Origin of the sequence: Streptomyces sp. NBC_00029 (assembly GCF_045160505.1) — a bacterium.
In the GTDB taxonomy this organism is placed as follows: domain Bacteria; phylum Actinomycetota; class Actinomycetes; order Streptomycetales; family Streptomycetaceae; genus Streptomyces.
In genome coordinates, this window is the sequence record NZ_CP108292.1 from 1,176,505 (window position 1) to 1,199,009 (window position 22,505).

At 72.0% G+C, this 22,505-nt stretch carries 20 protein-coding genes; 13 read left to right on the top strand and 7 right to left on the bottom strand.

Annotation, left to right across the window (positions count from 1 at the left end):
• Positions 1-239 precede the first annotated feature (239 nt).
• Positions 240-2,063 (top strand): galactose oxidase-like domain-containing protein, encoded by a 1,824-nt coding sequence (locus OG753_RS05885; protein WP_405787437.1) that lies wholly within the window; start codon positions 240-242, stop codon positions 2,061-2,063.
• Between the two features lie 18 nt (positions 2,064-2,081).
• Here OG753_RS05885 and OG753_RS05890 read toward each other — a convergent pair whose 3' ends face one another.
• Both OG753_RS05890 and OG753_RS05895 read right to left on the bottom strand, forming a co-directional pair.
• Positions 2,082-2,693: a HutD family protein gene (locus OG753_RS05890; protein WP_405787439.1), complete on the bottom strand. Its 612-nt coding sequence runs from the start codon at positions 2,691-2,693 to the stop codon at positions 2,082-2,084.
• A 5-nt stretch (positions 2,694-2,698) separates the two neighbouring features.
• A complete protein-coding gene (locus OG753_RS05895; RefSeq protein ID WP_327260724.1) occupies positions 2,699-3,136 on the bottom strand; it encodes a MarR family transcriptional regulator in 438 nt (145 codons plus the stop codon).
• Positions 3,137-3,289: 153 nt separating this feature from the next.
• On the opposite strand from OG753_RS05895, the gene OG753_RS05900 reads away from it, so the two are divergent.
• Complete coding sequence (locus tag OG753_RS05900) at positions 3,290-4,852, top strand: MFS transporter (protein ID WP_405787441.1); 1,563 nt, start codon at positions 3,290-3,292, stop codon at positions 4,850-4,852.
• Between the two features lie 77 nt (positions 4,853-4,929).
• Positions 4,930-5,448, top strand: a complete 519-nt coding sequence (locus OG753_RS05905) for a mycothiol transferase (protein ID WP_327260726.1) — start codon at positions 4,930-4,932, stop codon at positions 5,446-5,448.
• A gap of 96 nt (positions 5,449-5,544) precedes the next feature.
• Here the strand turns inward: OG753_RS05905 and OG753_RS05910 are convergent, their stop codons facing one another.
• Positions 5,545-6,906 (bottom strand): FAD-dependent oxidoreductase, encoded by a 1,362-nt coding sequence (locus tag OG753_RS05910; protein ID WP_405787443.1) that lies wholly within the window; start codon positions 6,904-6,906, stop codon positions 5,545-5,547.
• A gap of 208 nt (positions 6,907-7,114) precedes the next feature.
• On the opposite strand from OG753_RS05910, the gene OG753_RS05915 reads away from it, so the two are divergent.
• From OG753_RS05915 to OG753_RS05925, 3 genes are all read left to right on the top strand, one after another.
• Positions 7,115-7,306: a DUF5302 domain-containing protein gene (locus OG753_RS05915; RefSeq protein ID WP_030384532.1), complete on the top strand. Its 192-nt coding sequence runs from the start codon at positions 7,115-7,117 to the stop codon at positions 7,304-7,306.
• Positions 7,307-7,473: 167 nt separating this feature from the next.
• Positions 7,474-7,887, top strand: coding sequence for a rodlin (locus OG753_RS05920; RefSeq protein ID WP_327260728.1), 414 nt, complete (start codon positions 7,474-7,476; stop codon positions 7,885-7,887).
• 148 nt (positions 7,888-8,035) lie between these two features.
• Entirely contained in the window at positions 8,036-8,950 is a 915-nt protein-coding gene (locus tag OG753_RS05925; RefSeq protein ID WP_405787446.1) for a glycoside hydrolase family 19 protein, read from the top strand.
• Positions 8,951-8,962: 12 nt separating this feature from the next.
• Here OG753_RS05925 and OG753_RS05930 read toward each other — a convergent pair whose 3' ends face one another.
• The 3 genes from OG753_RS05930 to OG753_RS05940 form a co-directional block, all read right to left on the bottom strand.
• Positions 8,963-11,731, bottom strand: a complete 2,769-nt coding sequence (locus OG753_RS05930) for a LuxR family transcriptional regulator (RefSeq protein WP_327260729.1) — start codon at positions 11,729-11,731, stop codon at positions 8,963-8,965.
• A gap of 213 nt (positions 11,732-11,944) precedes the next feature.
• Complete coding sequence (locus tag OG753_RS05935) at positions 11,945-13,711, bottom strand: S8 family serine peptidase (RefSeq protein WP_327266650.1); 1,767 nt, start codon at positions 13,709-13,711, stop codon at positions 11,945-11,947.
• A 503-nt stretch (positions 13,712-14,214) separates the two neighbouring features.
• Complete coding sequence (locus OG753_RS05940) at positions 14,215-14,964, bottom strand: DUF1838 family protein (protein WP_327260730.1); 750 nt, start codon at positions 14,962-14,964, stop codon at positions 14,215-14,217.
• Positions 14,965-15,120: 156 nt separating this feature from the next.
• Between OG753_RS05940 and OG753_RS05945 the strand changes: the two genes are divergently transcribed.
• The 4 genes from OG753_RS05945 (at position 15,121) to OG753_RS05960 (ending at position 18,714) form a co-directional block, all read left to right on the top strand.
• Positions 15,121-16,062, top strand: a complete 942-nt coding sequence (locus tag OG753_RS05945; protein ID WP_405787448.1) for a DNA gyrase subunit B — start codon at positions 15,121-15,123, stop codon at positions 16,060-16,062.
• 151 nt (positions 16,063-16,213) lie between these two features.
• Complete coding sequence (locus OG753_RS05950; protein WP_405787449.1) at positions 16,214-17,215, top strand: DUF1996 domain-containing protein; 1,002 nt, start codon at positions 16,214-16,216, stop codon at positions 17,213-17,215.
• 159 nt (positions 17,216-17,374) lie between these two features.
• Positions 17,375-17,986: a sigma-70 family RNA polymerase sigma factor gene (locus OG753_RS05955; RefSeq protein ID WP_327260733.1), complete on the top strand. Its 612-nt coding sequence runs from the start codon at positions 17,375-17,377 to the stop codon at positions 17,984-17,986.
• Positions 17,983-18,714 carry a zf-HC2 domain-containing protein gene (locus OG753_RS05960; protein ID WP_405787450.1) on the top strand — a complete coding sequence of 244 codons (732 nt, stop codon included), beginning with the start codon at positions 17,983-17,985 and terminating at the stop codon, positions 18,712-18,714. Before OG753_RS05955 ends, OG753_RS05960 begins: the two co-directional genes overlap by 4 nt.
• Before the next feature lie 399 nt (positions 18,715-19,113).
• Here the strand turns inward: OG753_RS05960 and OG753_RS05965 are convergent, their stop codons facing one another.
• Positions 19,114-19,845, bottom strand: a complete 732-nt coding sequence (locus OG753_RS05965; protein WP_327260735.1) for a hypothetical protein — start codon at positions 19,843-19,845, stop codon at positions 19,114-19,116.
• Positions 19,846-20,020: 175 nt separating this feature from the next.
• On the opposite strand from OG753_RS05965, the gene OG753_RS05970 reads away from it, so the two are divergent.
• From OG753_RS05970 to OG753_RS05980, 3 genes are all read left to right on the top strand, one after another.
• Entirely contained in the window at positions 20,021-20,464 is a 444-nt protein-coding gene (locus OG753_RS05970) for a DUF6069 family protein (RefSeq protein WP_405787451.1), read from the top strand.
• 189 nt (positions 20,465-20,653) lie between these two features.
• Positions 20,654-21,631, top strand: coding sequence for a hypothetical protein (locus tag OG753_RS05975; protein ID WP_327260737.1), 978 nt, complete (start codon positions 20,654-20,656; stop codon positions 21,629-21,631).
• The gene (locus OG753_RS05980; RefSeq protein WP_327260738.1) at positions 21,628-22,425 is read left to right on the top strand and encodes an alpha-L-glutamate ligase; all 798 of its coding nucleotides are present in this window, start codon (positions 21,628-21,630) and stop codon (positions 22,423-22,425) included. The genes OG753_RS05975 and OG753_RS05980 overlap by 4 nt, the downstream gene beginning before the upstream one ends.
• Positions 22,426-22,505: the final 80 nt, after the last annotated feature.

The following is a 22,505-nucleotide window of genomic DNA, read 5'->3' on the forward strand; positions in this document are numbered from 1 at the left end:
CCGCGGCCGCCCCCGCCGGCCGACGGGCACGCGGTCTCACCTCGATGGCCGAAGCCCATCACCGCAGAAACGATAAATCTACCCAAACCCCTCCACCGAATGGCCTCAGGTGGCACGGGGCGCCGAGTCGCACCGATCAGTCGTACCGGTTCGTCCTAATATCGGCGAGGTCTTTGAGGCAATCAGCGGGGGTTCTGGAGCCGGCCGGGGCGCCGGGCCCTCCTGCGGTGAGGAGTCCCATGTCCCGCACACCACACTCCGCCCTGCTGTCGGCGCTGGCCCTCGCGACCGCCCTGGCCGTCGCACTGACCGGCCCCGCCCCCGTCTTCGCCGCGGCCCGCCACGCGGGCAGTGGCGGTGGCGGCGACGAGGCCGCGGTACTCGGCGAGGAGCACGCCCGCGCCCATGCCTGGATGCGCGAGGCCGCCAGGGGGACCCAGGGATATCCGCAGACGAAGCGCACGTCGAGCCTGGCCTCCCTCCAGGAGTCCCAGCGCAGGGCCAACGCGAAGTTCGACGCGGCCCGGTTCGGCCGGTTCACCCGATTCTTCCCGTCGCCGGACTTCGGCGTCCACGTGGCCCAGCTGCCGACGGGCAAGGTGCTGCTGTTCTCGTTCGAACGCGTGGAGGCCGATCCCACCAAGGAGACCGGGCCCACGAACACGATCGGCCGGACGAACGCGGGCCGCGCCTACCTGTGGGACCCCGCCAGGGGGACCGGGGCCAACGCCTTCAAGAACGTGGCACCGCCCGTGGTGCTGATGCCCGACGGCGCCTACGCCCCGCGCCCGGCGCCGTTCTTCTGCGCCGGCCACTCCTACCTCCCCAACGGGATGGTGGGGGTGTTCGGCGGCAACGTCGGCGGGAAGGGCGGCAGCGGCGCCAAGCTGTCCTTCGTCTTCGACCCGTGGACCGAGAAGTGGTTCCGCAACCGCGACATGTCCGTGGGGCGCTGGTACCCCTCGGTCGTGACCGGGCCGGACGGTCGGCAGATCATCATGTCCGGCCAGTCCGAGCGCGGTACGGGCACGCCCACGCCGGTGGTGGAGCGCTTCCCCGCACTCGGACGCCCCGTGCCCTGGCGTTCGTACGACATCCCCGCGAACGTCCCGGTGGAGCGGCTCCGGTCGTCGGCGCCCTTCCGGAACGACTATCCGCACCTCTTCTCGCTGCGGGACGGAAAGATCTACGGGCTCGGCCGCGACGCCGACCAGCAATGGCTGTTCGACCCGGTCAAGGACACCCGCACCGACCTGCCCCGGCGGCCCGCCGACTTCCGGGGCTACGGTTCCGCGGTGCCGCTGCCGGCCGGTTTCCGGGGCCCGGACTCCGTGCTGGTGCTCGGCGGCGACCCGCGCGACCCGCTCACCTACCGGCTGTCCGGGGGCCGCTGGAGCATCGAGGAGCCGAGGGCCTTCGGCCGCACCCAGGACGGGACCCTGATCCTGCCCGACGGGACGCTGCTCACCGTGAACGGCGCCCTGGACACCCGGAACTACGGCAACGGGCCCTTCAATCCGAAGGCCGACCTGAAGTACCGGCAGATCGAGCTGCGCGACGCGCGGGGCCACTGGAAGCTGGGGCCCGCCCAGCGACTGCCCCGCGGCTACCACTCCAACGCGCTGGTGCTGCCGGACGGCCGGATGATGGTCACCGGTGACGAGCTCCAGCAGATCGCCAACGATCCCGACATCAAGGACGGGATGGACGGCAGCATCGAGCTCTACGAGCCCGCCTACCTGCACCGGGGCCCCCGGCCGGCGCTCGACCGGGTCCCGGCGGGCGACCTCGGCCACGACACGGCCTTCCAGGTCACGAGCTCGACGCCGAAGGACGTCGAACGGGCCGTCCTGCTGGCGCCCACGACGGTCACGCACTCGGTGAACACCAGCCAGCGCCATCTGGACCTGCGGATCACCGGCGTCCACGGCTCCACCGTCGGACTCCGTACGCCACCGGGCGCTGCCGACGCCCCGCCCGGGTACTACATGCTCTTCCTGCTCAACGCGAAGGGCGTGCCCAGCACCGCGAAGTGGCTGAAGCTGGGCACGCGAACGCGTTAGACCGTCCCTGCGGACGCGTCAGGCCGTCTCTTCCGCCCGGACGGCCGCCGCCGCGAACCGTACGACTGCCGCGAAGCCTGCCGTACGGACCCGGCAGTCGCGCGGTCCGGTCACCAGCGCGGCGTCGTAGGGGCCGAGCTCCACGGGGTCACCGGGCCGCTCCAGGACCACCGGTCCGTCCAGGGCGACCACCAGCAGCGTCTCGCCCGGCGGGACGGCGAGGGCCGCCCGGCCCCGTACGACGGCGGTGTGCGCCTGCACCGCGTCCCTGCGGTACATCACGTTGAAGTTCACGACGGGGCCGGAGAGCAGGCGGCAGTCGGTCGGCTCGTCCCCGGGGAAGTCCTGCGGCACGAACCGCTCGTCCACGAGACGGCGTACGCCCGCCACCGCGAGGTCCATCCCCGCGCCCTCGGCGAGGGTCAGGGTGCGCCCGATGCCGGGGAACGCCGAGAACGGACCGTCGGCGGCGACCTCTGCCAGGCTCACCCGCCAGGCGAAGTCGTCCATGCCGGCGCCCTCGGGCCGGGCCGCGATCTCCCGGGTGACTCCCCCGCCGTTCTTCCAGACGGTGGCCGGACGGCCGGCCGCCCGCAACACCTGGATCCCGTCGGCGGTCGTCGCGTCCACGGCGCTCAGGCCTTCTCCATCGAGGGGCGCAGACGGCCCAGCAGCGCGTAGAGCGTCGCACTCTCTGCCTCGTCGAGGGAGTCCAGCGCGCCGTGCATCGCCTGCATCTCCTCCCGGACCCGGCGGATGACCTCGCGGCCCGAGTCCGTGGCGACGACGTTCTTGACGCGGCGGTCGGCGGGGTCCGGCTCCCGGCGCACCAGCTCACGGGCCTCCAGGCGGTCGACGATGCCGGTCACGTTCGAGGCGTCGCACACCAGCAGGGTGGCGAGGCCGCGCATGGGCACGGGGCCGTCGAGCTGGGCGAGGACCCGGGCCTGGGTGGAGGTCAGCCCGTGCTGGGCGGCGGCGGCCGCGAACTCGCGCCATTGGGCGGTGCCGATCGCGGCGAGCAGCTCCAGCAGCTGGAGCTTGGTGGGGGTCTGCGTGGCGGTGTCGCTCATACCCGGAGCGTACTCAGGATGCTTCACATTATCAATTGTTTACTTGACCACCTTAACTATCCACGTCTACGGTCTGTCGAGTTACTTGATGAAGTCAAACATCTGCGTTCCGAAGCTCTTCTGCTCCGAAACACGAAGAAGGTCCCGCCAGCCATGAGCACCCCCTCCCCCGCCACCCCGGACTCCGGGCACCGGAACGAGACGGTCATCGTCTTCGCCCTGAGCCTGGCCGCCATGGTCGTGTCGATGATGCAGACCCTGCCGGTCCCGATCCTCGGCCTGATCCGCCAGGATCTCGCCACCACGACCGCCAACGTGAGCTGGGTGACCACTGCCACGCTCCTGTCGGCCGCCGTCTTCACCCCGCTCCTGGGCCGGTTCGGCGACCAGCACGGCAAGAAGCCGACCCTGGTCGCCGTGCTCGGCGTCATGGTCGTCGGCTCGGTCATCGCCGCCCTGGCGTCCACGCTGCCGATGCTGATCCTGGGCCGGGTGCTCCAGGGTGCGGCCACCGCGATCTTCCCGCTGGCCCTCTCGGTCCTGCGCGAGGAGGTCCGTCCGCAGAAGCTGCCGGGCGCGATGGCCCTGGTCAGCGGCACGCTCGCGTTCGGCAGCGGGCTCGCGCTCGTCGCGACCGGGCTGCTCACCTCCGGCTCCGGCGCGGACTACCGCAACGCCTTCTGGATGGCGACCGGCTTCGCGCTCCTCGCCCTGCTCGCGGTCGTGTTCCTGGTCCCCGCGACCCGCCACAAGACCGGCGGGCGCACCGACTTCCTCGGCGCCCTCACCCTCGGCATCGCGCTGCTGCTGCTCCTGCTTCCGATCTCGCAGGGGCACGAGTGGGGCTGGGGCTCCGCCCGTACGCTGGGCAGCTTCGCCGGCGCCGCCGTCATGACCGCCGTCTGGGTCCTCGTCGAGCGCAAGGTGCGCGAGCCCCTCGTCGACATGAAGATGTTCGTCCACCGCCCCGTGCTCATGGCCAACCTGGCCGGTGTCCTGGTCGGCTTCGGGATGTTCGCGAACTTCCTGGGCGTCTCGTACCTCGTCCAGATGCCCGAGGCGCTGACCGGCTACGGCTTCGACGCGTCCATCCTGCGCGCCTCCGTGCAGTTCCTGCTGCCCGGCGCGATCGTCTCGCTGCTCGCGTCGCCCGTCGGCGGCCAGATCGTGCGCCACCGCGGTCCGCGTACGGCGCTGGGCCTGGCCGCGGCCCTCGGCGCGGCCGGCTTCGCCTGGCTCGTCCTGGACCACCAGCACAGCTACTCGGTGATCGGCGCCGGACTCGTCGTCGGCGCGGCCGTCAGCTTCGGCTACGCCGCCATGCCCGCCGTGATCATGTCCAGCGTCCCGCACCACCAGAGCGGCATCGCCAACGGCATCAACTCGATCTCCCGCTCCACGGGCAGCGCGATCGGCAGCGCGGTCGTCACGACGATCCTGGCGTCCAGGACCATCGAGCACCTGCCTGCGGGGGTTCCGCCGCTGCCCGCCGAGTCCGGGTTCACCCTCACCTTCGGGATCGGGGCCGTGGCCTTCGCGCTCGTCGCGGTGATCAGCTGGATCGGCCTGCGGGGCAAGCAGGGCACCGTCGCGGCGGCCTCCGGGCAGCCGACGCCGGCCGGGACCTCCGCGGCCTCAGTGAAGGACGAGTCGGCCGCGACGGCCGAGGAGACCGTGAAGGCCGAGGAGACCGTGAAGGCCGACGCCACCCGCTGACCACCCGCCGGCCCGGCGGCCCGGCCCCCGCGTGTCGCTCGCGGCGGCCGGGCCCCCGGGCCTTGCATGGTGGGTGCATGAAGGCTACGGACGTCATCGCCGACGGGTTCGGACGCATCCGGGAGATCGTGCACGAGGTCGTGGAAGGGGTCCCGCCGGATCTGCTCAACGCACGCGTGGACCCGGCGGCGAACTCGGTCACCTGGCTCGTCTGGCACCTCACCCGGGTCCAGGACGATCACATCGCGGATGCGGCCGGCACGGAGCAGCTGTGGGACTCCGACGGCTGGTCTGACCGGTTCGCGCTGCCCCTGCCGGCCGGTTCGACCGGGTACGGGCACTCGCCGCGGGACGTCTACACCGTCCGCGTCGACTCGGGCGAGCTGCTGCTGGGGTACTTCGACGCGGTGCACGAGAGGACCTCGTCGTACGTCCGCGGGCTCGCCGCCACCGATCTCGAACGGGTGGTCGACGAGCGCTGGGACCCGCCGGTCACCCTCGGGGTGCGCCTGGTCAGCGTACTGACCGACGACCTCCAGCACGCCGGGCAGGCGGCCTTCGTACGGGGCGTGCTGGAGCGGGACCGGGGCGCCTGAGGCAGCCGCCACCACGTCCTGCGCCCCGTGCGCCGCGGATCGCGCGGGAGGACGTACGGAGGGCCGGGACCCCGTCCGGGTCCCGGCCCCGACGCACTACACTCCGCTCGCGTCGAGCATGCCCTCGCGCTCGACGATCTTCACGCGCTCGCGGCCCTGGGGCTCACCGAGGGCCTTCTCGGCCGCGTCCAGCTTGTGCCAGCCCTCCCACGTCGTGAAGCGGATGCTGCGCTCGACGAGGAAGGCCTCGACGGCCTCCGGGGCCGGCGCGGCCGGCTCGCTCAGGCGGCCCTCCGCGTGGTCGGCGAGCAGGTTCGCGACGGTCTCGTTCGCGTCGCCCTTGGTGTGGCCGATCAGGCCGACCGGACCGCGGCGGATCCATCCGGTGACGTAGGTCGACTGCAGGTGACCGCCGGCCTCGATGACGCGGCCGCCCTCGTCCGGGACCGTGCCGGACTCGACGTCCCAGGGGAGCTTGGGCAGCTCGTCGGAGAGGTATCCGACGGCGCGGTAGACGGACTGGATGTCCCAGTCGGTGAAGTTGCCGGTGCCCTTGACGTTGCCGGTGCCGTCGAGCTCGGTGCGCTCGGTGCGCAGACCGACGACCCTGCCGTCCTCGCCGAGGATCTCGGCGGGCGACTCGAAGAAGTGCAGGAAGAGCTTGTGCGGGCGCTCGCCGATGTCGCGGATCGCCCAGTTCTCCAGGGTCTTGGCGACCATGTCGGCCTGCTTGTTGGCGCGGCGGGTGGCTATGGAGCCCTCGTCGTAGTCGATGTCCTCGGGGTTGACGATGACCTCGATGGTGGGCGAGTGGTCCAGTTCGCGCAGTTCCATGGGGCTGAACTTGGCCTGAGCCGGTCCGCGGCGGCCGAAGACGTGCACCTCGAGGGCCTTGTTCGCCTTGATCCCGTCGTAGACGTTCGCGGGGATCTCGGTCGGCAGGAGCTCGTCGGCCGTCTTCGCGAGGATGCGCGCGACGTCGAGGGCGACATTGCCGACACCGAGCACGGCGACCTTCTCGGCCTCCAGCGGCCAGGTGCGCGGGACGTCCGGGTGGCCGTCGTACCAGGAGACGAAGTCGGCGGCGCCGTAGGAACCCTCGAGCTCGACGCCCGGGATGGTCAGCGCGCGGTCGGCCGTGGCGCCGGTGGAGAAGATCACGGCGTCGTAGAAGGACTGCAGCTCGTCGAGGCTGATGTCGTTCGGGTAGTCCACGTTCCCGAAGAGACGCACCTGCGGCTTGTCGAGCACCTGGTGCAGGGCGGTGATGATGCCCTTGATCCGGGGGTGGTCGGGGGCGACGCCGTAGCGGATCAGGCCGAAGGGGGCGGGCATCCTCTCGAAGAGGTCGATGGACACGCCGGGCTCGACGGCCGCCTCGGACTTCAGCAGCGCGTCGGCGGCGTAGATACCGGCAGGACCGGCACCGACGATTGCTACCCGCAGAGGGCGAGGCATGGCAGAGGTTCCCTTCGAGCGACGGCAAGGTGGATCAAAGGGAACCCTAAACGAAGGTAAACCTTACTCAGCACCCGGCGTCCCTTTATGACCCCATAATCAAAACTTATGACTTCCCCAAGCAACGCTTGGGGCTCCGGGGAACTCGCTGGTCAGCGCGGACGCCACCTGACAGACTGAAACCGCTTGATCACCCCAGGAGGACAAAATGGCTGACGAAACCGACACCCCGCAGGACGAGTCCCCGGCCGACGCCGCCAAGCGCAAGTTCCGGGAGGCCCTGGACCGCAACGCCGCGAACGCCCAGTCGCAGCAGGCGCACCAGAGCCGCGCGAAGGTCCAGGGTGCCAGCAGCGGCCCCGGCGGAAAGAACAAGAAGGTCCGCCGCAAGACCGGCTGACCCTCGGACGCGAGGAGCTCGCCCCCGCCGTCGCGGCCGGGGGTGGCTCGATCCGCCATTGGGCCACCCGGGTGAGTGGGGATAACCCCGAGCACTGTCAGCAGTTGATCAGCACGTCCCGCCGAGGGCAGCTATCTCATGCGACAGTGCGACAGAAGGATCCCCACATGTTCAAGAAGTTCATGGCCACCGCAGCCGCCACCGCCGCCGTGCTCGGCGCGGGTGCCGCAGTCGCCTCCCCGGCGATGGCGATCGGCAACGACAACGGCGTGAACACCGTCAACGGCAACGGCGCGGCCCAGATCTACGGCAACCAGGAGACCTCGGGCAAGATGAGCCCGCAGCTCGGCGCCATCCAGGGCTCGCTCAACAAGCTCTGCGTCGGCCTGCCGGCCAAGGTCAACGCCCAGTCCCTGCTCGCCGTCCTCGCCAACGTCGGCGTCCAGGACGTCAACGTGCTGTCCAACCCGCAGAACCAGCAGTGCGCCGAGAACTCCACCCAGGCCAAGGGTGACGAGGCGCTCTCGCACATCGCCAGCAACATCCCGGTCCTCTCCGGGAACCTCTCCCAGGGCAGCTGACCGGTTCGATTCCGCGCCGGTGTCACGCGTAAGCCGTGACACCGGCGCGTTTCATTTGGTCTAGACCTTGACAGGTTCAGACCATTTTCGCTTCAGTGGGGGCGCAGTTGCCCCGCATGGCAATTCCCCCCACTGAAGGAGCAGTTACGTGATTCGTGCGCTTCGCCGTCGCGCCCTCTCGCTGGCCGCCGCCGCGGCCGTCACGGCCGGCCTCGCCATCGCCCTCCCCTCCTCCCCCGCCTCCGCGGCCGCCCCCTGCGCCGGCGCCTGGGCCTCCTCCGCTGTCTACACCAACGGCATGAGCGCCTCGTACGGCGGCCACAACTGGCAGGCGAAGTGGTGGACCCAGGGCGAGACACCCGGCACCACCGGCCAGTGGGGCGTCTGGTCGGACCAGGGCGCCTGCGGCGGCGGGGGCCAGGACCCGGATCCGGGCAACCCCAGCGGATTCGTGGTCTCCGAGGCCCAGTTCAACCAGATGTTCCCGAACCGGAACCCCTTCTACACCTACAACGGCCTGGTCGCGGCGCTGTCCGCGTACCCCGGGTTCGCCAACACCGGCGACGACACCGTGAAGCGGCGCGAGGCCGCGGCCTTCCTCGCGAACGTCTCGCACGAGACGGGCGGACTCGTGCACATCGTGGAGCAGAACACCGCCAACTACCCCCACTACTGCGACGCGACCCAGCCGTACGGCTGTCCCGCCGGACAGGCGGCCTACTACGGTCGCGGGCCCATCCAGCTCAGCTGGAACTTCAACTACAAGGCGGCCGGCGACGCCCTCGGCATCAACCTCCTCGCCAACCCGTACCTCGTGGAGCGGGATCCGGCCGTCGCCATGAAGACCGCGCTCTGGTACTGGAACACCCAGAACGGCCCGGGCACGATGACCGCCCACGCCGCCATGGTGAACGGCGCGGGCTTCGGGGAGACCATCCGCTCGATCAACGGCTCGCTGGAGTGCAACGGCGGCAACCCCGCGCAGGTCCAGAGCCGGATCTCGAAGTACCAGAGCTTCACCCAGCTGCTCGGGGTGACCCCCGGGAACAACCTGGGCTGCTGACCGGCGGCCCGGTCACCGCGTGCGCAGCGCGGTGGCCAGCTGGGCCCGTGAGCGGACGTCGAGCTTCTGGTAGATACGGGTCAGCCGTGCCTCCACGGTCTTGACGCTGAGGAACAGCTTCGCCGCGGCCTCCTGGTTGCTGGCACCCTCGCTGACCAGCAGCGCGAGCCGGGTCTCGGCCTCGGTCAGGATCGCGGCCGCGGGCACCTGCGCACCGACGCCCTCCCCCGGAGCCGGTTCCCTGGCGAGCTCCGTCCAGGGGACGGCCCCGGCCCGGTCGAACACCTCGGCCGCGGCGGCCAGTGCCGCGCGGGCCGGCGCCCGCCGCCGCCTGCGGCGCTCGACCCGGGCGAGGGCGAGGAGCGTACGGCCGCGTTCCAGCGGCAGCTGGAGCGTGTCGAAGCGCTGCGCGGTGGCCTCCAGCAGGTGCACGGCCGCGTCGGCGTCGCCCTGGGCGGACAGGCACAGTCCCCGGGCCCGGTCGAGGGCGGCGACGACACCGGTCCGGCCGAGGCCGACGGCGACCGTGCGTACGGAGGACAGCAGCCGGGCGGCTTCGTCGGGTGCGTCCGCGGCGATCAGGGCCTCGGCGAGTTCACCGTGCCAGCGCAGGATCGAGGGGTCGACCACCTGCTGGGCGGCCTCCAGTTCGGCGACCCGGCGCAGGGTGGCGACGGCCTTCGCCGCTTCTCCCGTGGCGAGTTCGACGAGGCCGAGCGCGTGCAGGCTGCGGGAGAGGAAGACCTGGTCCTGCTCCTCCTGCGAGGCCTGGATGCCTCGCCGGGCATAGCCCTCGGCCCGGGCGAAGCTGCCGCCCATGGCCTCGGCCATCGCGGCGACGTACCAGGCGGGTCCGGGCGAGAGGCCCGCGTCGATCGTGAGGTCCAGGGCCCGGCGGGCGTGGGCCGAGGCGGCCTCGCAGCGGCCGCTGCGCAACTCGACCTCGGTGAGGCTGCGCAGGACCTCGAAGACGTCCTCGGCGGATCCCGTGCGCTGGACGGCGGGCAGCAGGACCATCAGCTGGCGGCGGGCGTCGTCGAGGCCGTCGTCGAAGAGGGCGTGCCGGACCGCGAGGTACTGGGGTGCGTTGCGCATGCCGAGGGGTACCTCGGGGGCGGGCAGGGCGAGCGCCTCGGCGAGGATCGCCTCGGCGCCCGGGTCACCCAGGATGCGGCCCATGCGGGCCCGTACCGTCAGCGCCATGGCTTCGGCGACCTGGTCGCCGCCGAGCGCGGCGAGCGCCCCGGCACGGGCGGCGGCGTCGCGGGAGCGGACGGGGTCGCCGTCGCTGAGATTGTTCTTCCAGGCGATCCGCAGCTGGACGGCGGCCTGCAGCGAGGGGTCCCCGGCGGCCTCGTCCATGGCGTGGGCGAAGGTCTCGTCGAGGGCGCCCAGGGCCTGCCCGGCGGCGTCGATGACGGCGAGGCGGGCCCGTACCCGGTCGGCGGGCGAGGCGTCGCGGGCCAGGACGGCGCGGGTGGCGCGACGGGCGAGGTCGGCCCGGCCGGCCCAGCCCGCGTCCTCGGCGGCCGTCACCAGGCGGGCCAGCTCCTCGCCGGCCAGCGCGGACGGCGTCCGTTCGGCGGCGAGCAGGCCCAGTTCGGCGGCGAGGGCGCGCTGGCCCCGGCGGCGGCAGGCCGCGGCGGCCTCGGTGATCTCCGCGGCAAGCCACTGGTCGGGGGTGTCCACGGCCAGCGCACGGTGGCGTACGGCCTGGACGGGGTCGTCGACGGCATCGGCCAGGGCCGCGTGCCCGGCTGCGCGTTCCGGCCAGCCGGCGTCGGCAGCGAGGGCGGTGGGCAGGGCGCCGGCGGTGAACTCCACGGTGCCGTCCTCCCCCACCCTGACCAGCGCGGCCCGTTCCGCCTCGGCCAGCTCGGCCTCGGCGTCGGGGCGGCCGGCCCGGCGCAGCAGGGGGATGGTGGGGCGGGTGGCGAGGGCGGCGAGCAGCAGGGTGCGGCGGGCCTGTGCGGGGGCGGCGGCGAGGAGCCTGCGGGCCACCTCACGGGCCTGTCCGGAGACGGGCAGGGTGTCGGCGTGGTGCGCGCTGCAGTCGCGGGCCTCGGCGGCCTCGGCGAGGGAGTGGCCGAGGGCGAGGGCGAGGCGCGGGTTGCCGCCGCTGGCCTGGTGGATGCGGCCGGCGAGGCGGGCCGGGAGGCCGTGGCCGGCGAGGAGTTCGGCGACTTCGTCGGCGCCCAGCGGGGGGACGCGGATGGCGGGGACGCCGGGGCCGCAGAGGGGTTCGCCGACCGGGGCCCCGCCCTGGACGCATTCGGCGACCAGGACCCGTACGCCGGGTGGTGTCAGGCGCAGCGCGAAGCGGAGCAGGTCGGTGCTCTCGGCGTCGAGCCACTGGGCGTTGTCGAGGACGAGCAGGACGGGCCGGCGGGCGGCGAGGGTCCGCAGCACCTCGACGACGGCGAGGCGCAGGGCTATGTGGTCGCGGCCGGCCCGGGGGGCGTCGGCCTCGCGGCGCAGGAGGGCGATGGCGGTGCGCTGGGGGCCCGAGAGCTGTTCCAGGGCGCCGCAGGGCACGGAGGCGAGGAGGGCGGCGGCGGACGCCTCGGGTATCCATTGGTCGGCCGCCTCGGGAGCGAGGCACAGCACGGTCTCGCGGCGCGATTCGGCCGCGGCCGCGACGGCGCGCACCACCTCGGTCTTGCCCGCGCCGGCCGGTCCGGTCAGGAGCGCCCGGCCGTGCGTGGTCAGCGCGCGGTCGACCGCCTTGATCAGTTCTCCGTGTCCGACACTTGTGTCAGCGTGCCCCGTCGCCGCCACCACGCACAGCCACCAGCCTCTCGATCCCCAGCTCCTGTGCCCTTCCTGTGAGAGGCGACAATACGAGGTCGAGTGGCGGGCGGACACGGATTGTGACGCAGAAATCAGTCACGTCCCGGGAAAACCCGTCGGACCTGCCGATACGAGGTGTATCAGCAGGTCCGCGGGCTCACCTTGGTCCGTACTATCTGGCCGTCAGGCCGATTTGGCTCCTGATCAGAAGGTCAGGTTCCAGGAGTCGATCTTGCCGGTGTCGCCGCCGGCGTTGTCGTTGACGCGCAGCTTCCAGGTGCCGTTCGCGACCTCGGAGGAGGCGTTGACGGTGTAGACCTGGTTGATGTTGTCGGTGCTGCCGCCCGAGCGGTTGTGGAGCGTGTACGCGGTGCCGTCGGGGGCGATCAGGTCGACCTTGAGGTCACCGATGTAGGAGTGAACGATGTTCACGCCCACCTTGAGGGTGGCCGGGGCGTTGCCGGTGACACCGGTGACGGTGATCGGGCTCTCCACGGTGCCGTTGTCGGTGATGGAGAAGTCCATGGTGTTCTCGAGGCCCGAGGTCGGCGGGGTCGTCGAGGTCACCGCGGCGACGGTCGCGGCCGCGTCGGCGAGACCGGCGCCGCAGCCACCGGAGCAGGCACCGGGCAGCGGGCGGGCGTTGGTCTTGATCGCCGTCTCGATCTGGGCCGGGGTCAGCGAGGTCTTCGCAGACTTCAGCAGGGCGGCGAGGCCCGCGACGTGCGGGGCGGCCATGCTGGTGCCCTGGTAGGGCTTGTAGCTCTCGGCGCCGGGGGTGGTGGTGCCGGCGTTCAGGGTCGAGAGGATCGCGTTCTCGGGGGTGGTGACGGTGCCGGGCGTGTCGGTGGCGCGGCGGGTCTCACCGCCCGGGGCGGCGATGTCGATGACCGTGCCGAAGTTCGAGTAGTACGAACGCTCGCCGGCGCGGTTGGTCGACGCCACGTTGATCACGTTGTTGCAGCTGGCGGGCGAGTAGCCGGACGCGTTGGCGTTGCTGTTGCCGGCGGCGACGACGACGGTCGTACCGCGGGCCACGGCCGCGTTGATGGCGTTCTGGTAGCTGGTGCCGCAGGCACCCGGACCGCCGAGACTCATGTTGATGACCTTGGCCGGGGTGGCGTTGGCCGGCACGCCCGCGACGGAGCCGCCGGAGGCCCAGGTGATGGCGTCGACGATGTCCGAGGTCGAGCCGCCGCACTTGCCGAGCACGCGGACGGGCTGGATCTTCGCGCCGTAGGCGATGCCCGCGATGCCCTTGGAGTTGTTCGTGGCCGCGGCGATGGTGCCCGCGACGTGGGTGCCGTGCCAGGAGGAGGTGCTGGCCTTGGAGCCGACACCGCACTCGCCGTCGGTGGCGTTCCAGTCGCCCTCGTCGGCGGGGTTGCTGTCACGGCCGTTGCCGTCGCGGGCCTCGGAGGACGTCGAGATGAAGTCGTAGCCGGAGACGATGTTCGGGGCGACGTCCGAGTGGGCGACGTAGCCGGTGTCGATCACGGCGACGGTGACGCCGGAGCCCGTGGTCTTGTCCCAGGCGGCGGGGACGTTCATGCCGGCGGTGGGCTCGAAGAGGTCCCACTGCTTGGCGTACTCGGTGTCGTTCGGCGTGACGGCCATCGCGTAGGCGCGGGTGTCCGGCTCGACGTAGGCGACGTCCGGGTCGGCACGGAACTGGGCCATTACGTCGGCGGCCTCGGCCGGGGCGACGGTCCCGCCCAGGTTGACCAGGGCGGCGCCGGTGCCGAGGCGACGGTCGAACTTCGCCTTCTTGCCGGCCTTCTTGCCCTTGGCGGTGGCGTCGTCGGCAGCCGCCGTGTTCGAGCTGGCCTCGGTGGCCGAGGACTTGTACCCGACGATGAGGTTCGCGACCGGCGCGGTGGGGGCGACCGTGGCGGCGGGGGCCGCGGCAGGAGTCTCGGTGGCCAGGGCCACGGAGGCGGTCGCGGAGCCGGCGAGCAGGGTGACGGACATGGCCACCACGGATATGAGCCTACGTCTGGTTGCGTGCACGAGTTCCCTTTCGCGGGCCGTTCCGGGCAGGCCGGAGCGGCCGGTCGGTGCAGTGTGGGAGGTTCCGGCGGCCGCGGGGCCGGGAGCGAGGTGGTCGAACTCGCCCCGGCCGCCGCGCGCCACGTTGCCGAGCCGCAACGGCGGGGCAGGGCAACGGCAGTCCCGGCTCTTCCCCCGACGGTGCGGTCCTCACGCCATGTGGGGTTGGCGTGTGGGCCGTAGAGTCAGGGGAAGATCGCCGGTGGGCAGACAGTAGGCAACGCGGGGGTGAACCCGATACGGGGAAAACCCTTGTCCGCCCCCTGCGGCTCCCCTCTGGGGTCCCTTGGCGGGGCTGGTGACCAGGTGTTTCGCCGCTCCGCGCGAGTGCGGGGCGGGGCTGCGCGGGGCGGGCCGCGCGGGTCCTGGCGTCGGAGCCGGGCCTGGCGGAGGGGCGGGCGGGGGCCGGGCGGGAGGGGCGGCTCCTACACGGGCGGGAACAGCTTGCGGAAGTACGTCCAGCTGGTCTCGTTCGGCTCGCTCCACTTCTCCGGCGCCTGGGCGAATTCGGGGTGGTGCTGCGCGATGTGGGCGCGGGTGCGCTCCGGAACCTGCGCGTACGCGTCCAGCTTGCGGCCGCGGCAGTGGAAGGTGAGGCCGCCGGGACGCTGTCCCTGTTCCATCCAGGGCAGCCACGGGGACATCCGGGTCCAGGACATCGTGGCGGGGACGCTCACCGCGTCGGTGGTCAGGGCGCTCGCGGGGGCGAAGAACTGGAAGAGCTCGAGCGCCCGGTAGCTGTCGTCGGCCGACTGGGCGGGGTACTCCTCGACCGGCAGGGGCGAGGGGTAGGCCAGCGGGATCTCCAGGCTGAAGCAGATCTGGTCGCCCAGTTCCGTCACGGGGACCGGGAACGGCCGCCATTTCTGGTTGGCCGGATCGTTCCAGACGTGGACCACCGGCTTGTCCTGCCAGGTCTCCAGGATCTCCCGGGTCGCGGGGTCGAGGTAGAAGGCGGCCTCCCTGGACAGGAGCTGGTAGCCGCCGAGCTCCTCGTCCGCCACGAGGCGCGCGACGTTGAGCCCCTCGAAGCCGAAGAGGCGCCGGTAGGGCTCGCCGGGGGCCCAGGAGTGGACGTCCCCGGTCCACCAGTAGGTGACCTCGGCCCCGTCGAGCGAGGCGCGGGTGCGGGCGAATGCGTGCAGGAGCTCGGCGGGTGTCAGGGCTGGTGTCATGCGGCCCACTGTGCGCGGTTGCCGCCGGGCCGGACAAGAAGCCCCACGGACAACCTCGGCCCCTTGGCGGGGGGGCGGGAGGCCGGGGGTGCAGGGGTCCGGGCCCGGTCACTCGCTCGGACCGGAGCCGGCGTCACCCTCACGGCCGACGGGGGCGTGCGGGTCGCCGATGACGGGCCGGGCATCCCCTTCGAGGAGGCCGGGGGCACTGACGGTCCCGGTCTCGAAGCCCTGTTGACCCGACCGCACGCTGGGCGGGAGCCCGGCGGCCGCCGGGCCGTTGCCATGGGCCTCTTCGGCATCGGGCCCTGCGTCGCCAACGCCCTCTCGAGCCGCTTGACGGCCGAGGTGCGGCGCGAGGGGGTCCACTGGATGCAGGAGTACGAGCGCGGCGTTGCCCTCGCCCGACCCGGCGCCGCAGGGCCGGCGATCGGGACCGGGACCACCATCGCCTTCCGGCCCGACGACACCGTCTTCGGGCCCGCTCAGTGCGAGTTCGACGTGCTCGCGGAGTGCTTCAGGACACTGGCCTTCCTCAACCGCGGCCTGGACATCACCCTGACCGACGAGCGCGATCCGGGCGGGCCCCGGGTGGTCCGGTTTCGATTCCCGGGAGGGGTGCGGGACTTCGTCGCCGCCCTCGGCGTGCGGTCCAAAGCGTCCGTTCGGTCGGACGTCCTCGGCTTCGAGCGGGACGACCCGCGGATGGCGGGGACCATGGAGGTCGCCCTGCAGTGGTGCGACTCGCGCGAGGAGGACGTCCGGGGCTTCACCAACAGCCTGGCCACGCACACGGGCACGGGCACCCATGAGGCGGGCCTGCGCGAGGGGGTGGTGGCGGCGATCGACGCGGACGCGCGGACGCGCGGGCTGCAGACGGCCGCCGACCGCATCGGCGTGGGGCTGACGGCGGTCGTGTCGGTCAAACTCGACGATCCCGACTTCGTCGATTTCGCACGCCACGAACCGGGCGGAGACATGGTGCGTGCCTGCGTCGCCCAAGCCGTCCGGGAACACCTCGGCGCGTGGTTCGAGGCGCACCCGGAGCAGGCCGCTGCCGTCATCGCCCCGGTCCTCCGGGCGGCCGCGCGGAACTGAGGGTTCGCACCGGCCCGCCGGACCGGCCCAGGACGCCGCGAGGATCCTCGCCGGCCGACCACCCTCCACCGGAACACACGAACCGCGGCGCGGCGACCGTCATACGGATCGCCAGTTGACGACGGGGGCGTCAGCGGCAACCGTGACCGCCATGTGGAACGAACACCGACTGCTCATACTCGTCATCTGCCTGGTCCTGGGCGGTGGGCTGACAGCAGCGGTCCTGGGAGTGTCGCAGGCGACCGGGCCGGATGCCGGGGCTGCGGCCGGGGGGCCGGTGGCGTCCGACTACGTCGACATACGTGACGTCCCGCGCGTCCCGGCAGCCGCTCCCGCCCCGGGGCCCGAGGGGTCGGCCGGCTCAATGGTCGTCAATTGCGGCCGCAACGAGCAGGGGCACTACAACGAGGACAACCTGGTGGTCTCACCCGGCCTGACGGGCGGCGCCCATCACACCCACGCCTACGTCGGGAACCTCTCCACGAACGCGATGTCGACCGACGCATCGCTGGCCGCGGCCGCCACGAGCTGTACGGGCGGCGACCGGTCCACGTACTACTGGCCCGTCCTGCGCCGCCCCGACCGCGCGGGCACGCACGCGCACGAGGGTGCGGCGGGGCACGGGAACGTCGGTGAGATCGTGCCGGAGGCCTCCGTCCTTGTGGAGTTCCGCGGCAATCCCGTGAGCAAGGTGGTCCCCATGCCGCGCTTCCTGCGCGGCATCACCGGCGACGCCGTCGCCTTCACGGCGGACAGCGAGGCGGACGTCCGGGCCCGCTGGGGGTGTTCGGGCTCCCCGGACCGCTCCACCACGCGCTACCCGCGCTGCCCCGCGGGCGAGCGCGTCACCCGCACCCTGGTGTTCCCGAGCTGCTGGAACGGAATCGACACCGCCGGCGCCACCACGCACCGTTCGCACCTGCGCTTCCCGGCCGCGAACGGCGTCTGCCCGAACGACACCTTCCCCGTGCCCGAACTGCGCGTCTCCCTCGCGTACGAGATCCCCCCGGGGCTGAACGTGGCGCTCGACTCCTTCCCCGAACAGCGGCACAGCCCGAAGACGGATCACGCGATGTTCGTGAACGCGATGACCGAGCGGCAGATGGCCGGAGTCGTCGAATGCCTCAACAAGAACCGGAACTGCCGGGCCTGAGCACCGGGCCTGAGCACCGGATCCGAGTGACGGACTCGCGCGCCGGACCCGGACGCCGGACCGAGTGACCCACCGAGTGAGGTAGGTCACATGAACCGAATCCGTCCCGGTGGCGTGTTCCGACCGCACCACATATGCGAGGAAGACGGAGAGGGTGAGATGGCCGGACCACTGTGGCCCCGCACTCGGCGGGGCTCGACCGATGAAGCACTGATCAAGTCGGTGTACGAGGAGCACGGTCACGCCCTGCTTGCGTACGCCACCCGGCTGACCGGAGACCGGGCCGCCGCCGAGGACGTCGTCCAGGAGACCCTCATACGGGCCTGGCGGCACTCCGAGGTGCTGGTCAACGGAAAGGGCTCGGTGCGCGGCTGGCTGCTCACGGTCGCCCGCAACATCATCACGGACCGCTACCGGGCCAGGGCCGCCCGGCCGCCGGAGGTCTCCGGGGCCTCGTCCGCTCCCCCGGTGGAGGCGGACCACGCCGACTCCGTGGTCGACAGCATGACGGTCCTGGGGGCCCTCGATCAGCTGTCGCCGGAACACCGGGACGTCCTGAAGGAGTTGTACTACCGGCAGCTCAGCGTCGCGGAGGCGGCCGACAGCCTCGGCATCCCGGCGGGTACGGTCAAATCGCGTTCGCACTACGCCCTCAAGGCGCTGCGCGACGTCTTCAAGAGCGACGGATTCAGGGACAGCGGTCCCAGAGAAGGAAAACGATCGGGCAGGCCGCCCCAGCAGCCCGCCGGACTGCGTGAGGTGGTGGCATGAACCGGCAGCGGCACGAGGAGGAACTGCTCGGCCCGTACGTTCTCGGCGTCCTCGACGTCGAGGAGGTCCGCCGGGTCGAGGAACACACGATCGGATGCATGGAATGCCGGGAGGAGGTGGCCGCGTTGCGCGAGATGGAGGCAGCACTGGGCGAGGTGCCCGACGAGGCGTTCCTCGACGGACCGCCGCAGGGCGGTGACCTGCTGCTCCAGCGCACCCTGCGGCAGATGCGGGGCGAGCGGTCCGGTGACCGGCGCCGACGCGCGGGTTTCACGGGCCTGGCCGTGGCGGCCTCGCTCGCCGCGGTGTTCTGGGCGGGCACACAGCTGGGTACGGGCGATTCCGGGGCCGTCGCGCTTCCTGTCCCGCCGTCCCCGACGGCCACGGCGGACCCCTCGCCGCCGCCCGCCGGGACCAAGGTGCTCTCCGCGACCGATCAGGTCACGGGGGCGCGGATGACCGTACAGATGACGCCCGCCACGAAGTGGGTGCGGGTGCGCGCGGCGGTCACGGGAGTGGCGCCGGGTGAGCGGTGCCGGCTGATCGTGGTCTCGAAGAACGGGACGCGCACCACCGCCGGCAGCTGGGTCACGGGCAGCCAGGGCAACGGTGAGGGCAAGGGTGCGGCGCTGGACGGATCGGCGGCCGTGGACCCGGCGGACGTGAGGGCGATTCTGGTCGAGAACGAGTCGGGCAAGACGTTCGTGTCGGTACCGGTGCCGGTCTGACCCGGAACGTGACGGAGCCCGGGAGCACACCCAGCTCCCGGGCTCCTGCTTGCCACCCAATTGCGCACACCGGCACGTTTAAGAGTCGCGGATCATTCTTAGATCGACGTGTTCTGCCTTTGAACTACCGCGCCATGAGGAGAGGCGCAGAGGGGACTTGAACCCCCATCCGTCGATGACCGTCCACGCTCGGTCGATCCGGTGTTCGGCGGCGAATACTGAGACTGGAGCGAGAATCTGAGATTCATGGGGCCGCCTCTACCGGCTTGGGCCACCCCGGCACGTAATGCCGGGGGAGGGATTCGAACCCCCAACTGACACCCCGAGTTCAGCTTCAACATCAGTTTCAGCTTGCGCTCTCGCGCACCCCCTGCAGACATACAGGGGGAGTCTTCGGGGCTACCTGAACAGGTAGCCGAACACCGCGTCCCCGACCCGCTGGTCGGTGACCTCGGCGCTGTTGGCCTCCTCGCGGGCGAACTTGACGGCCTGCTGGAGCTTCTCCACGCGGTCGAGCAGCTCGTTGACCCGTCGGGCCGGCAGTGCGCCGGAGAACTTCACGGTCGTCCAGTAGCCGACCGCCACGTCCTCGTAGTACACCTCGACCTGCGCCGGGTGCTTCTCGGTGGCCTCGGCCTTCACGTGGTTGCGCGGCACCTTCTTGGTACGGATGGTGCGCACCGCGTCCGTCTTCCAGGAGTCCGTGGACGGGTCCAGGTTCCAGGACTCGGAGGCGTCCAGCACCGGCAGCTTCCGCACGAAGGTGTGGAGGTCCGTGAGCTGCTTCTCCAGGAAGAGCAGGTACGGCACGGGGACCTGCGCCAGCAGGACCGTTCCGTCCACGACGACATCGGCGGCCGCGCTGCGGTTGGCCCAGTCCTTGGTCGCCGTCACGTCGAACAGCCGCGTCAGGGTCCCGGCCGTCGCGCGCAGCACGTCCTCGGCCTTGACCTGCACCCGGGTGGACTCGGGCGGCAACTGCTCGCCCTCCTCGTCCTTGGGCTGGTAGGTCCGGGAGATGCCGGCCAGCAGGGCGGGCTTCTGGACGTCGTGGTGAGCCTGGGTGAGCTCCTGGAGGGACTTGGACTTGACGCCCTTTTCCACTGCGATGATCTGATTCAGCTTCGGCACACGATCAACGTAGCAGCCGGTTGTCCGATCATTCACCCGGATTTACGGCGCCTTCCCCCGGCCCTCCGAAGACTGCCGGGACGAGGCGCTTGACCTCAAGTGAGGTTCAGGTCGGAGGCTTTTGCATGCGGCCGCCGAAGGGCGGCGCGAAGCCCCGTCCGCTGGAGGAATTCCCATGTCGAGCAGTGCCGTTCCGAGCTCCGTTCCCACCGCCCCCGCCGCCCGCCGGTCCGGCCTCACCTGGTGGCAGGTGCTGACCGCGGGCGCGGTCGGCGCGACCGTGGTCAATCTGATCGTCCTCGCCGTCGCCACTCTGGCCGACGCCTCTCTCGTCGTCGTCGACGGCAGCGACGAGCACCCGATCACGGTCGGGGGCGTCATCGGCTCCTCCGTGGTCCCGCTGGTGGCCGGGGTGGGCGCCGCCCTCCTGCTGGCCCTGTGGAAGCCGGTGTTCCTGCGGATCGCGCAGTACGTGGGCACCGGACTGGCGCTGCTGTCGGTCGCCGGCCCGCTGTCGTCCGGTGCCGACGGCGGCACCGTCGCGGCCCTGTCCCTCATGCACATCACCCTGGGCGTGGCGGTCTTCACCACTCTGCAGCTCCACCGCCGCCACCGTTGAGCCCGTCGTTCCCGGCGAGTACGCCGGCGCCCGCGGCGGCACCGGCGGTGTGAGGCGGGAAGCCCGTCATGGAAGTGCATCACGAACCCCACACGCGGACCGATCATCACATTGCGGTCCATGACATCCTGTGACGTCACAACTCGCCGGACGGTATCGGCGGACGTCCGGGGAATATGGGGAAGGTCCATGAGGCTCTGCTTCCTGGTGGAGGAGCACTACCGCCACGACGGCATGCCGAACGAGGTGATCCGGCAGCTCACCGCGTGGGGGCACCGGGTGGACGTGGTGCGGCCGGGCGGCTCACTGCTGCGGATGACCGAGGCGGTGGACGCGGGTGCGCACGACGCCTGGGTCCTCAAGACGGTTTCCGGCGGCCCGGGTCTGACCCTGCTGGAGGCCGCGGCCTCGGCCGGGACGACCACCGTCAACGACGCCCGGTCGATCCGGGGCGTACGGGACAAGGCGCTCGCCGCCGCCATCGGGCGCGGCCGGGGGCTCCCGCTGCCGCCGACGTACGCCGTGGCGAGCCCCGAGCTGCTCCGGGAGATCCCGTCGGCGGAGTACCCGCTCGTCGTCAAGCCCGCCGACGGAAGCTCCGGGCGGGCCGTGCACCTGGTGCACTCGCCGGAGCGGCTGGAGGCCCTGCTGCCCGTGCTCGCGGGCGAGGGGCTGCTCATCGCCCAGCCGTACGTGCCCAACTCGGGCACGGACATCAAGGTGTACGCGGTCGGCGGGGAGCTGTTCGCGACCGAGCGGTGTTCACCGCTGCACCCGGACCCCGCGGTGCGGGAGCGCCGGGTGCCGCTGTCGGCCGAGGTGGCGGCGATCGCCGCTCAGGTGGGGGCGGTGTACGGGCTGGACCTGTACGGCGTGGACGTGCTGCTGGGCCCGGACGGGCCGGTGGTCGTCGACGTGAACGACTTCCCGAGCTTCCGTCAGGTGCCGGACGCGGCCGCGCGGGTGGCCCGGGCGGTACTGGAGCTGGCGCGGGCGGGTGGTTCGGGGCAGCCGCCGGCGCCCGTGGCACTGCCGTACGCGCTGCCCCTGCCGATCCCGGCTCAGGCCCAGGCACAGCTCCCGGTCCAGGCCCAGGCGCAGGTCCAGGCACAGGTCCCGGCTCAGCACCCGACGCAGGTCTCCGCCGTGGGGGGCGACGGCGCATGAGGATCTGCCTGATCACCCCCGAGCCCGGTCATCCGCTGCTGGCGGACACCACCGCGCTGCTGGCCCCGGATCACGAGGTGGAGGCGCTCGACCCGGTCACCCCCGGGGAGGTGCCGCTGCCCCTGGCCGACGTGTACCTGCTGAAGTCGCGGACACCGCACGCACTGGAGCTCGCCCGGCACCTGGAGCAACGGGGAGCGGCCGTGGTGAACTCCGCTCCGGCCACCGCACTGTGCCAGGACCGTACGGAGATGGCCGATCTCGCCCTGCGGGCCGGGCTGCCCTTCGCCGCGACCGGTACCCACGCCTCCCTCTCCGGCTGGGCGGCCGGGACCCGGCTCGACGCTCCCGTGGTGGTCAAGAGCCGGCGCAGCCGCCGGGGCGACCTGGTGGCCCGCGTGAACGACAGTGCGCGCCTGCGGGAGCTGGCCCGGGAATGGCCGCACGAGCCGGTCGTGGTGCAGGAGTACGCGGTCAACAGCGGCTGGGACCACAAACTGTGGGCGATCGGGGACGAGGTCTTCTCGGCCCTGCGCCGGTCCGAGCTCTCCCCCGGTGGCCGTGGGCCCACCCGGCCCCTGCCCCTGGCCGAACTGCCTTCCGGATGGGCCGACCTCGTGCGCGAGGTGGGCGCCGTGTTCGCGCTGGACGTCTACGGCGTGGACATCATCGACACCGGGGGCGGTACGCCGCTGATCGTGGACATCAACGCCTTCCCCGGCATCCGGGGCCAGGCCGGCGCCCCGGAGGCCCTCGCGGCACTGGCCCTGCGCCGGGCGGCGGGGCGTGCCTGAAGGCTGCCGGGCAGGTCCGGACGGGGGAATGCCCGGGACGTGAGCACCCCGGCCCGGTGTCGTACCGCGGACGGGCGTCC